The organism is Sulfitobacter sediminivivens (genome assembly GCF_042611115.2).
GTDB classification, from domain to species: domain Bacteria; phylum Pseudomonadota; class Alphaproteobacteria; order Rhodobacterales; family Rhodobacteraceae; genus Sulfitobacter; species Sulfitobacter sediminivivens.
Genome location: NZ_JBHGAR020000025.1, coordinates 1 through 12183 on the forward strand (window position 1 = coordinate 1; position 12183 = coordinate 12183).

The following is a 12183-nucleotide window of genomic DNA, read 5'->3' on the forward strand; positions in this document are numbered from 1 at the left end:
GAGGTTTGCGGCATGGGGCCGCCGTCATCGGGAGCGGTGGCAGTGGGCCAGATATTGGGGCTGCTTGAGGGCCATGACCTCAGCGCCGGACCACAGGATATTGAGGTGCGCCGCTTGATTGGTGATGCGTCACGCTTGGCGTTTGCGGATCGCGGTCGGTATCTGGCGGACAGTGATTACGTGCCGGTGCCTGTTACAGGGCTGCTGGACCCTGCGTATCTGGCTGAGCGCGCAAAGTTGCTGGCGGGTGACGATGCGTTGCCCGAAGTGGCACCGGGCAATCCGGCATTTGATCATGCGCTGAACTGGGCCGATGATCTGGCGATCGAGTTGCCCTCGACCTCTCATATTTCCATTGTGGACAGCCAGGGCAATGTGGCCAGCATGACGACAACCATTGAAAATGGATTTGGCTCTCGCCTGATGGTTGGTGGGTTTTTGCTGAACAACGAGCTGACTGATTTCTCTTTTAAAAGCCATGCTGAGGGCGTGCCGATTGCCAACCGGGTTGAGCCGGGCAAACGGCCACGCTCTTCTATGGCACCTACGATTGTGATGAAAGATGGCAAGCCGGTTCTTGCCGTGGGCAGCCCGGGGGGCAGCCGGATCATCGGCTATGTTGCGGGCGCGATTGTGGCCTATCTGGATTGGGGCATGGACGTTCAATCCGCCGTCAGCGCGCCGCATGCAGTCAACAGGTTTGGCACCTATGATCTGGAGGAGGGCACTTCGGCGGTCGACCTGTCCGAGGGCCTTGCGGCGCTCGGCTTTGAGGTTGGCACGCGTGCGCTGACCTCTGGACTGCATATGATTGCGATCGGCGATGACTTGCGCGGCGGGGCCGACCCGCGCCGCGAAGGTATTGCACTGGGGGACTAGCGGGTGGTTCAGGCAACTGATTTGCCGCGCAACGAGGCGGGCATAGCAACGGCGCTGGGCGTGCTGAAACAGCAATTTGGTGAGCGGTTTCAGACCGGAGATGCGATCCGCGAACAACACGGGCATACCACCACATGGATCAAGAACCAGATGCCCGATGCCGTTGTTTTTGCGCGCTCAACGCAAGAAGTGTCTGAGATTGTCCAAATCTGTGCGACCCATAAAGTGCCGATTATCGCGTTCGGCACAGGCACCTCATTGGAGGGGCAGATCAACGCGCCTGCGGGCGGGATTTCGGTGGACCTGACCCAAATGGACAAGGTTCTGGCAGTCAATGCAGGTGATCTTGATTGCCGGATCCAACCGGGTGTCACGCGTGAGGCGCTGAACACCCATTTGCGCGATCAAGGGCTGTTTTTCCCGATTGACCCGGGGGCCAACGCGTCGCTGGGGGGAATGACCGCCACACGCGCATCGGGGACCAATGCGGTGCGCTATGGGACGATGAAAGACAACGTACTGAGCTTGGAAGCGGTGATGGCCGATGGCAGTATCATTCGCACAGGATCGCGGGCGCGCAAATCGTCGGCCGGCTATGACCTGACCCGGTTGATGGTCGGCTCTGAGGGGACATTGGGTCTGATCACTGAAATCACCCTGCGCCTGCAGGGCATCCCTGAAGCAATATCGGCGGCGCGTTGTTCCTTTCCAAGTGTGGATGCCGCGTGCCAAACGGTGATGGCGGTCATTCAATATGGATTGCCTGTGGCGCGGATTGAATTGCTGGACGCCTTGGTGGTCCGGGCGGTGAATGGGTATTCAAAGCTGTCCTTGCCTGAAACGCCGCTGTTGTTGCTCGAATTTCATGGCTCAGAGGTGGGCGTGGCAGAACAGGCAGAGACCTTTGGGGCGCTTGCTGAGGAACTTGGCGGCACCGGATACACCGCCACCTCCACCACCGAAGAACGCAACAAACTATGGCAGGCGCGCCATGATGCCTATTGGGCCATGCTGGCGTTACGGCCGGGCTGCAAGGCGGTGGCGACGGACGTATGTGTGCCGATCTCCAGACTCGCAGAGGCTGTGAGGTTGGCAGAGGCCAAGGCATCAGAACTGGACCTGATCGCACCCATTGTTGGCCATGCGGGCGACGGAAATTTCCATGCGTCTTTGTTGCTGGACATGGACGATGCAGACGAGGTCGCCCGCGCCGAGAGTTTCGTCAGCTGGCTGAACGATCTGGCCATTTCTATGGACGGGACCTGCACCGGCGAACACGGCATCGGGCAGGGCAAGCGGCCCTATCTGATCAAGGAATTGGGTGGTGCCGTGGATGTCATGGGCGCAATCAAGCGGGCGCTCGACCCCGATAACATCATGAATCCCGGCAAGATCTTACCGGGGTAGGCGGGTCAGGTTGGGGTGAATTCCCGCAAGGCGCGCCAAGGCAGCATCGGGCAAAGCCCGAAAACCCCGACATGCCTGCGTGCCGATAGGTCGGTTTTCTGCGATGTTGGGTCGGCTGGTGCGTGCGAATGCGCGCGGGTGCGATTAAAACAGGATCAAATCTTGTCCAAGGGAATCGACATATGAAAACGCAGGTCAAAGCATTGGTTGTGGGCGGCGGTGCCGTGGGAACGTCGATTGCCTATCATTTGGCGCGCGCCGGGTGGGACGATGTGATGTTGCTGGAACGTGACGAATTGACCTCCGGCTCGACCTGGCACGCGGCCGGTTTGCTGCCGTATTTTAACATGTCCTTTGCCACGACCCACATCCACGACTATTCCATCAAGTTCTACAAAACGCTTGAGGAAGAAACCGGGTTGAACGCGGGCTTTGCCGTGGTGGGCAACTTGCGGATGGCACAGACAAAAGAGCGGATGGATGAGTATATGCTCTATGCCTCGACCGCTGAAACCTGCGGTGTGCCGTATGAATTCATGACCCCCGATGAGGTCAAGGCAAAGTGGCCGCTGATCCGCACCGAAGACCTTGAAGGCGCGCTTTATCATCAGACGGATGGCTATATTAACCCTGCGGATGTGACCATGGCGATGGCCAAGGGTGCACGCCAGCGGGGCGTTATGATTGAACGCAAATGGCAGGCGGATGCGTTCCATTGGAACGGCACCCATTGGGAAGTGACTGCAACCAAGATGGTTGAAAAAGGCGGCAACCTTGTGCCGTCAGACGAGCAGGTTGTGATCACGGCTGAACACGTGGTGACGGCATCGGGCAATCACGCACAGCGCACCGCCAAGATGCTGGGTATCAAAATGCCAGCGATCCCGGTTGAGCATCAGTTCATCGTGTTGGATCAAGACCCCGAATTGGTGAAATTCCGTGCTGCAGGCAATGTTGAACACCCCGTTGTGCGCGATGCTGATGCGCAATCGTATGTGCGCGAAGAACGCGGTGGCTGGATTCTGGGGGTCTATGAGAAAAATGCGCCTGCACGGTTTGAATACGGCGTGCCGGACAGTTTCCGCGCCGACCTCTTTCAACTCGACCTTGAGCGGATCGAGGATCAATATGCGGCGATGATCCACCGGGTGCCATCATGCGAGTATTGTGGGCTCAAAGACGATTTCAACGGTCCGATCTGCTACACACCCGATGGCAACCCGCTGGTGGGCCCGGCACCGGGATTGCGCAACATGTGGCTGGCCGAAGGTTTCTCTTTTGGGATCACTGCGGCGGGCGGCACCGGGTATTACCTTGCCCAGCTTATGGTCGAAGGTGAGGCAGAGATCGACATGGCGTCGCTTGACCCCAAACGCTACGGCGACTGGATGACCACCGAATTTGCCGCGCGCAAAAACGAGGAATGCTACGACCATGTCTATGTCCTGCACCACCCGGATGAAGAACGGCCTGCCTGCCGACCTCTGCGCACATCGCCAGCTTATGACCGTCAGGCTGCCCGTGGTGCGCAATTTGGATTTGTGAACGGCTGGGAACGCCCCAATTATTTTGCACCTGCTGGATTTGACGACCATGATGCACGGTCGTTCCGCCGCGGTGGTTGGTGGCAATATGCGGTGGAAGAAGCCAAAGCAATCCGCGAAGGCGTTGGCCTGATCGACGCCACAGCGTTCACCAAACATGTCGTCAAAGGCCCCGGTGCCACTGCATTCCTTGATTGGTTCACCTGTAACAAGCTGCCATCGGTGGGCCGCATCAACCTGACCTACGCCCTGACCGGGGCGGGCACGACGCGCACGGAATATACCATCGTGCGGATTGCCGAGAACGAATATTACCTTGTGTCCGCAGGGGCTTGGACTGCCTATGACAGCGATTACCTGCGCAAGGCGATCGAAGACAAAGCACCTGAATTTGGCTATATCGAATGTCATAACGTGACCACCCAGTGGGGCGTATTTGCGATCGCCGGACCAAAGTCGCGTGATGTGCTGAACGAGATCGTCAAAGATGGCGACCCCTCCACAGTATTGTCCAACAAGCGGTTTCCGTGGCTGACCATGCGCAACATCGAATTGGGCATGTGTCCGGTGCGTGCGATCCGTGTCGCCTATACCGGCGAATTGGGCTGGGAATTGCACCACCCGATTGAGATGCAGAACTATCTCTTCGACCAGCTTGAGAAAGCCGGCGAAAAGCATGGCATGAAACTGGTCGGTGCGCGTGCACAGAACTGGTTGCGGCAGGAGAAATCTTATCGCGCATTTGGTACGGAACTGGGCCGTGACGCGACACCGCTGGAGGCTGATTTGCCAAGGTTTGTGGATCTGAGCAAAGATTTCCACGGCAAGGCTGCAATGGAAGCGCATGGCATCAATGCCAAATGTGTGACGCTGCTCATTGACGGACCAGATGATGCGGACCCTTGGGGGCGTGAGGTGCTGTATCACGCGGATGGGCGCACCGGGCGTCTGACCTCTGGTGGCTATTCGGTGGCCTTTGGCAAGTCGATTGGCATGGGCTACGTCAAGACGGAGCATGCGGTTGTGGGCACCAAGCTAAAGGTCAAGATGTTTGATCAGCTTTGGGATGCCGAGATTGTCGAGGATTCTCCTTATGATCCGAAAAATACCACGATCCGGGTGGATGGCTGATACGAATGCAGGGATCGGGCAGGCAAGGCTGGCCTGATCCTGTTCAATCAGGGTCAATGATGCGCTAGTGTCTGAAAAACAGACCGCAACAGGGGGTCAAACGTGGGCAAACACCCGTTAAGAGGCATGGTACGGATGATCGCGGCCTATCGCAACTCGATGGTGGGCCTGCGCGACATCTGGCGCGGTGAGGAAGCGTTTCGAATTGAGGCGGTCCTATGCGCGCTGTCGGTGCCTGTCGCGCTCTGGATCGGCGAGGATTTCTTTCAGGCCGCCATTCTTATCGGAGCAGGTCTGTTGTTGATCATTGTCGAAGTGATCAACAGTGCAATTGAGGCCACAATTGACCGCATTGGTCCGGAACGTCACGAATTATCGCGCATGGCCAAGGACTTAGGTTCGTTGGCGGTTCTGCTGGCAACCGTGTTGCTGGGCATTTTGTGGCTTGCTGCGCTGATTGACAAGTTTGCCTAAAACTAGCGCGCCCGCGCCGCAACCCATTGCGACCACTCTGCGCGGCTCCCTGTGAAGACATTCAGATCAACCTTGCCGACGATGCCGGGAATGATCCCTGTGGATGAGTATTGCCAGAAGGTCCAGCGTTCACCGGGGAAGGTCTCTGATGGCCGCTTTGCGGTGGAGCGGAGCCAGAATTCATAATCATCGAACTTGCCAAGCTCGTTCTCGCGGTAAAATCTGGGCGTGGTATAGATGATTGGTTTCTGGCCGTAATGCGCGGTCACAATGTTCAGCCAACGGCGCATTTGGTCGCGGACGTCCTGACCCGCCGGGCGCACGGTGGCGCAGGTGGGCGAAAATGGGTTCCATTCCATATCCAAGACCGGGGGCAGCATATCGCCACGGGGTACATTGCGGATGAACCATGCTGCCTGCACCTCGGGTGTCGTGCAGAAATAATAGAAATGATAAGCGCCGCGCGCAACGCCCGCCTGATCCGCGCCGCGCCAGTGGTTCTTGAATTCCGCATCCAGCAGATCACCACCCTCGGTGGCTTTGATAAAGGCAAAATTCACACCATTGCGGCGGGCGGTGTTCCAATCAATGGTTTTTTGAAATCGCGCGACATCAATGCCATGCACAGGGTATCGCGCGGGCCGGCGCCCCGGGAAGAATACCGGATGGCTGTCTTCGAAATTGGGGGCAAACAGGGCACGGTTTTCCGCAGGAGGTGCGCTGGCACGGGGCGCGCCACAAGCGGCAAGCGCCAGCAGGGCAAAAAAGACGAGGCGGCGCGTCAGGGTCATGGGCGGACCTTTCTGGCAACGAAAGCGAGGTTGTTGGCAGGCATTGCCACAATATGCTCAAGGGTGAAGCCAGCATCGCCGAGCAGCCGCATGATGTCGAGGTCGTCCTTGTATCCGATGTCTGGGGCGACGGATCTTAGGTCCGCATCGAACCGGGCGTCGCCCTCACTGGTCAGCACGCCAGTACGCTTGAACGGACCATAAAGGATCAAGGTGCCATTGGGGGCGAGCGCCGCTGAGGCTTCTGTGATCAGGGTGGTGGTTTGGGGGGGCGAAATCAGGTGCAGCAGGTTTATCAGCACAATGAGGTCTTGCGGGCCGTGCCTGATACCCCATCCGGGCGCGGTCGCGTCCAGTGCCGTGGCAGGCGCGACGTTGGTCAGTTCCGCTTCCTTTACATAGGCATCAATGCTGGTACGGCGGGCGCTGTCAATCTCGGTAGGGTACCACTGCAGGGTCGGCATGGCGGATGCAAATGCTGTGATATGTTGCCCGGTGCCGCTGGCGATCTCCAATGCGCTGCCCTGGCTCGGTGCGTGGGTCAGCAACAGTTCTGACAAAGCATTGGCATTGCGCGCCGCGGCGGGCGCGTGCAATTTGGCACCCTCTTGCGCCGTTGCAACGCTGGCGCTTGAGGGAAGTTTACGGATCACTTGCGCAGCCTGTCTGGGGTCAATTGGGCAACCACATCCGCAGGTAAAGCGGGGGCGCGACCGATCACCAGATCTGCCAGCAATTGGGATGCTGCGGGGGCGGTCTGAAACCCGTATCCGCCCTGAGCGGCGCACCAGACAAAGGCTGGATCGCCCGGCTCAGGACCCAAGACCAAGGCCCTGTCTGGGGAAAAGCTGCGCAATCCGGCCCATGATGTCAGCAACCGCGTCACAGGGGTTATGACCATGTTTTCATACCGCGCCAGACCTTCTGCCAATACCATGTCGTCGGCCCAGGCATCCTGAGGCTCAACCGCATCTTCCTCAGCCGGGGACACCAGCAGTGCGCCTGCATCGGGTTTGGCGTACCATGTTTCGCCGACCCCGAAAAATATCGGCCAATGGGTGACGTCGTGACCACCGGGAGCAGGCAGGCGCGCCATCGAGCGGCGATGCGGGATAATGCCCAAAGGGGCAATGCCCGCCAGCTTGGCAAGCTCATCCGCCCAGGCACCAGCCGCATTGACCAGCTGTGCGGCGGTATAGGTCACGCCCTTTGCCAGCACCTGCCATCCGCCCGCCGTGCGGCTGATGGCCTCAACAGGGGCACCGGTGATGACCTGACCGCCATTGCTGCGAACGACCCGGGCGAAATCCTGCATCATGCGGTCGGTATCAAGGTCGTAGGCTGACGCGTGATAACCGGCAAAGGCCGCTTTTTCAGGATTTAGAATTGGCACCATGTTCAGCGCCTCGTCTGGCGTGATCCGGTCGACGCCCATCGTTGTCATATCGTTGACAAAAGCGGCCTCTTCTTTTTGTTGCGCGACGATCAGCAATCCACGCGGGCTGAGGTATCCGCCGTTTGCCTCGCGGTGATAGCCGGCACTTGCCTTGTTCAGCGCGATGGTGCTGGGCAGGCCATAATTCTCTTCAAAAAGCGCAGCAGAACGACCAGAGGCGTGATAGCCAAGCGCGGTTTCACGTTCCAAAACGGTGACCCTGGCGTCAGCAGAGAGCCGCGCAGCCGCGGAAAGCCCGGCAATGCCGCCGCCAATGACAATAATATCGGTCAAGATTGTTCTTCCAATCGGTCAGTTGCGGGCGGTGGCGTGGGCGATAAGGCGGCAATCTGGGCATAGACGTCTGGCGTCATGTCATAGGTAAGTGCGGCAAGCGACGGGCGCAGTTGCTCGGCAGAACGGGCGGAAATGATCGGCGTTGGTCCGGTCGGATGGGCCGCTGCCCATGCAACGGCAAGGGTCGCAGGATGCACGCCAAGGGTTGAAGCCAATGTGTTCAGCCCGTCAGCTGCTTTGTGCATCGTCTTTTGGCCATAACGCGCTGCATAACGGTCATCTTCAGTCAGCCGCCCCGCGCCACCGCTCGCGTATTTACCGGTCAGCAGCCCGCCTCCCAAGGGTGAATAGGGTACCACAAGGATGCCCAGGTCATCTGCCATCGGTAGAATTTCCACCTCGGCTTGTCGTTTGACGAGGTTATACATGGGCTGGATCACCCCGATGGACAGATCGAATTTGGCGGCAATACCCGCCGCTTTGACCACCTGCCATGCCGCAAAGTTTGACAAGCCGATGTGGCGGATGTGTCCTTGGCTCTTGAGGTCAGCAAACGCCTGAAAGCTTTCGTGCATATCGGTTTCGGGATCAAAGCGGTGCAGATAAAGCACGTCGAGTGTATCAACACCCAAACGCGCACGCGATGTTTCAGCAGAGGTCAGGATGTTGTCGCGGCCCGCGCCGCCATCATAGGCCGCCTTGGTGGCGATGATCAGGTCGCCTCGTTTGTCACCGAGGAATTGACCGAGTAAGGTTTCTGATGCGCCATCGGTATAGACATGCGCCGTATCGAAATGTGTAATCCCAGCCTCGATGCAGGCGTCGAACATGGCCCGCGATTGCTGCGCATCCGCACGGCCACCAAATTGCATGGTGCCAAAGGCAAGGCGGCTGGCGGGTGCGCCGCTGGCGCTGGTTAGAGTGTGTTTCATGGGCAATTGGTGACATGGCGCGCGCGCCAGTGCAACGGGCAGATGGCAACACGTTAAGTGATATTTAGTAGATACAGGTATTCAGAGAAATGCTGTTGAAAATAGAAAACGGGGCCGGCGATTGGCCGGCCCCGTTTCGTTCACTTGCGTGGTTCGGGTTATTGAGGAATGTCGCCCTCAATGCCTTCAACATAGAAGTTCATGCCGGCCAGAGTGCCGTCATCGGCGGTCTCGCCGTCTGCCAGCCAGTCAGAACCGTCCTGTTTTTTCAAGGGGCCGGTGAACGGGTGGTATTTACCAGCGGCGATGCTGTCCATCAGGATCAATGCCTCGGTTTTGACGTCAGCCGGAACCGCGTCAGAGATTTCACCAATCTGAACCATGCCGGGTCCAATGCCATCCCAGGTGTCCGTGCTTTCCCATGTCCCGTCCATGACAGCCTTGGTGCGCGCGATATAGTAGGGAGACCAGTTGTCGATGATCGACGACACGCGCGGCTTCGGCGCATATTGCGTCATGTCAGAGGCCTGACCAAAGGTGATCACATTGCCCGCTTCCTGGGCCGCCGCTTGCGGCGCTGTGGAATCGGTGTGTTGCAGGATCACATCCGCACCCTGTTCAATGAGAACCTTGGCGGCATCTGCTTCTTTTGCAGGATCAAACCACGTATAGGCCCAGACGATTTTGAACTGCACATCGGGGTTTACTTTGCGCGCGTGGATAAACGCCGAGTTGATGCCCCGGATCACTTCGGGGATCGGATAGGACCCGATGTAGCCCACGATGTTGCTTTCGGTCATCGACCCGGCGATGTGACCCTGAATGGCGCGCCCTTCGTAGAAGCGCGCGGAATAGGTCGAGACGTTGTCCGCGCGTTTGTAGCCTGTTGCGTGCTCAAACTTCACGTTCGGGAATTTCTTGGCGATGTTGATAGTCGGGTCCATGTAGCCAAAGGATGTGGTGAAGATCAGGTCGGCACCGTCAAGCGCCATCTGTGTCATCACACGTTCTGAATCGGGGCCCTCGGCCACAGATTCGACAAATACAGTTTCAACCGCGTCGCCAAATTCTTTCTCAACAGCGAGACGACCTTGATTGTGTTCATAGGTCCAGCCGCCGTCGCCGACAGGGCCAACAAAGACAAAACCAACCTTGGTCTTGTCTTGTGCAACCGCTGAGGTTGCCAGACCAAGTGCCAGCGCGGCCCCAGTCAAGAGTGCAGAAAATTTCATAATTCTTCCCCATTTTTATCGCCCATTGTGGGCGGTGTTTGATATTGGCCCCTAGCTTGAGGCGTGGAAATTACGACCAAGCGAGGCAGGTGCCGCCGACTTGTCCGCAGAGAGGATCACCAGCACGACGATGGTGATAACATAAGGCGACATTGCCAGATATTCGACTGGAATGGCAACGCCTGCCCCTTGCAGATTCAACTGCAATTGAGTGATGCCGCCAAAAAGATAGGCACCCAGCAACAGCCGCCATGGTTTCCAGCTGGCAAAGACAACCAGAGCAAGAGCAATCCAGCCGACACCGGCCGTCATCCCTTCGGTCCATTGCGGCACCCGGATCAGCGAAATATAGGCTCCGCCGATGCCTGCGCAGGCCCCGCCAAACATGATCGCAAACGTGCGGATGCGCACCACCTTATAGCCAAGAGCATGGGCGGCATCGTGGCTTTCGCCCACTGCGCGCAGGATCAGCCCGGCGCGGGTGAACTTGAGCGTGGCCCAGACAGCAACAACCAGTGCGATGCCGAGGTAAAGAATGATGTCATGGGTAAAGAGGATTGGCCCAAGAACCGGAATATCGGCCAGAGGGCCAAAGTTGATATCGCCCAGACGCGGCGGTTTGATACCGACGTATGATTGGCCAAGCAATGCCGAAAGCCCCAGACCAAACAGCGTGAGCGCAAGGCCAGACGCAACTTGGTTGGCGAGGGTAATCTGTGTGAGAAAAGCGAAGAGGACCGACAGCAGAGCACCGCCAGCCGCAGCAGCAACAAAGCCCAGCATCGGCGATCCGGTTTCCACCGCCACGGCAAAGCCGCAGATTGCCCCGGTGATCATCAGGCCTTCGACGCCGAGGTTCAGCACACCGGATTTTTCGACCACCAGTTCGCCGATGGCGGCAAAGATCAGTGGCGTTGCAGCCACAAGGAAACCAGCAATGAACAGAACGGGGTTGATGACAGACAGATCCATTACGCGACCTCCACCCGGCCAAAGCGCAGCCGGTAATTTGTGAACAGATCCAGGGCCAGCAGGAAGAACAGCAGCATGCCCTGGAACACCTGAATGGCGGCAGCAGGCAGACCCAGATTGCTCTGTGCGATGTCGCCGCCAATATAGGTCAGCGCCATCAGCCCTCCGGCCAACAAGATGCCCACAGGATGCAGCCGACCCAGAAACGCCACGATGATCGCGGTAAATCCGTAACCCACGTTGAAATCAATTGTGACCTGGCCTGCTGGGCCTGCGACCTCAAAAAGGCCGGCAAGACCAGCCAGCAGTCCGGACATCCCCATACAAAACAAGATCAGCCGCGTTGGATTCACCCCTGAAAAACGCGCGGCTCGGGGCGCTTCGCCTGTCACGCGAATGGCAAACCCAAGCCGGTGTTTGGTCAGCAGAACATAGGCAAAGATCACCGCAACAAGGGCGGCGACCACGCCCCAGTGCATGCCCGATCCTTCGAAAAGCTCTGCATTGAACGCGGCATCATATTGTTGCAAATTGCGCGAGCCGGGAAAACCGAACCCTTCTGGGTTTTTCAATAACCCCAGTGACATAGAGGCCAGAAACTGTTCGGCCACATACACCAGCATCAGCGATACCAGAATTTCGTTTGTGCCGAAGCGCACCTTGAGAAACGCCGGTATCATCGCCCAGAGCCACCCGCCAAACGCCCCTGCCACCACCATCAACGGAAAGATGAACCAGCCTTCCATGGGATAAAACGCAAGCCCCATGCCGGCACCAAAAAGCGCGCCCATGATATACTGGCCCTCGGCCCCAATGTTCCAGATGCCCGCCTTGAAACCCAGCGACAGACCAATGGCGATCAACACCAACGGCGCGCCTTTAATCAGCAATTGCGGGCGGTAATAGAACGCGAACTCGCCAAACAGCGGCTCCCAAAAGATGGTGAGGATTGACTGAATCGGTGGCTTGCCAAGCACCATGAACAACAGCCCGCCAAAAAACATGGTGGCCAGCACGGCCATCACGGGCGTCGCGAGTGATATTCTTCGGCTCGGTTCTGGGCGTTTTTCCAACCTGATCATGCCCAAA

Annotated in this window: 11 protein-coding genes; 4 read left to right on the top strand and 7 right to left on the bottom strand. The window is 58.1% G+C overall.

Annotated elements, in window-relative coordinates:
• The 4 genes from ACEWL3_RS18050 to ACEWL3_RS18065 all read left to right on the top strand — a co-directional run.
• On the top strand, positions 1 to 879 hold an 879-nt coding region (locus ACEWL3_RS18050), incomplete at its 5' end, for a gamma-glutamyltransferase (protein WP_435001332.1).
• A 3-nt stretch (positions 880 to 882) separates the two neighbouring features.
• Positions 883 to 2286: an FAD-binding oxidoreductase gene (locus tag ACEWL3_RS18055; RefSeq protein ID WP_386184898.1), complete on the top strand. Its 1404-nt coding sequence runs from the start codon at positions 883 to 885 to the stop codon at positions 2284 to 2286.
• 182 nt (positions 2287 to 2468) lie between these two features.
• Positions 2469 to 4961: a GcvT family protein gene (locus ACEWL3_RS18060; protein ID WP_386184896.1), complete on the top strand. Its 2493-nt coding sequence runs from the start codon at positions 2469 to 2471 to the stop codon at positions 4959 to 4961.
• A 126-nt stretch (positions 4962 to 5087) separates the two neighbouring features.
• Entirely contained in the window at positions 5088 to 5435 is a 348-nt protein-coding gene (locus ACEWL3_RS18065; protein WP_386184893.1) for a diacylglycerol kinase, read from the top strand.
• A gap of 2 nt (positions 5436 to 5437) precedes the next feature.
• Here the strand turns inward: ACEWL3_RS18065 and ACEWL3_RS18070 are convergent, their stop codons facing one another.
• The 7 genes from ACEWL3_RS18070 to ACEWL3_RS18100 form a co-directional block, all read right to left on the bottom strand.
• On the bottom strand, positions 5438 to 6226 hold the full coding sequence (locus ACEWL3_RS18070; RefSeq protein WP_386184890.1) for a glycoside hydrolase family 25 protein: 789 nt from the start codon (positions 6224 to 6226) through the stop codon (positions 5438 to 5440).
• On the bottom strand, positions 6223 to 6879 hold the full coding sequence (locus tag ACEWL3_RS18075; protein ID WP_386184888.1) for a DUF938 domain-containing protein: 657 nt from the start codon (positions 6877 to 6879) through the stop codon (positions 6223 to 6225). Before ACEWL3_RS18075 ends, ACEWL3_RS18070 begins: the two co-directional genes overlap by 4 nt.
• Positions 6876 to 7955 (bottom strand): NAD(P)/FAD-dependent oxidoreductase, encoded by a 1080-nt coding sequence (locus ACEWL3_RS18080; protein WP_386184885.1) that lies wholly within the window; start codon positions 7953 to 7955, stop codon positions 6876 to 6878. The genes ACEWL3_RS18075 and ACEWL3_RS18080 overlap by 4 nt, the downstream gene beginning before the upstream one ends.
• Complete coding sequence (locus tag ACEWL3_RS18085) at positions 7952 to 8890, bottom strand: aldo/keto reductase (RefSeq protein WP_386184882.1); 939 nt, start codon at positions 8888 to 8890, stop codon at positions 7952 to 7954. The genes ACEWL3_RS18080 and ACEWL3_RS18085 overlap by 4 nt, the downstream gene beginning before the upstream one ends.
• Positions 8891 to 9048: 158 nt before the next feature.
• Positions 9049 to 10122, bottom strand: a complete 1074-nt coding sequence (locus ACEWL3_RS18090) for a BMP family ABC transporter substrate-binding protein (RefSeq protein ID WP_386184880.1) — start codon at positions 10120 to 10122, stop codon at positions 9049 to 9051.
• A gap of 51 nt (positions 10123 to 10173) precedes the next feature.
• Positions 10174 to 11094 carry an ABC transporter permease gene (locus tag ACEWL3_RS18095; protein ID WP_386184877.1) on the bottom strand — a complete coding sequence of 307 codons (921 nt, stop codon included), beginning with the start codon at positions 11092 to 11094 and terminating at the stop codon, positions 10174 to 10176.
• Positions 11094 to 12176: an ABC transporter permease gene (locus tag ACEWL3_RS18100; protein WP_386184874.1), complete on the bottom strand. Its 1083-nt coding sequence runs from the start codon at positions 12174 to 12176 to the stop codon at positions 11094 to 11096. The genes ACEWL3_RS18095 and ACEWL3_RS18100 overlap by 1 nt, the downstream gene beginning before the upstream one ends.
• Between the last annotated feature and the right edge of the window lie 7 nt (positions 12177 to 12183).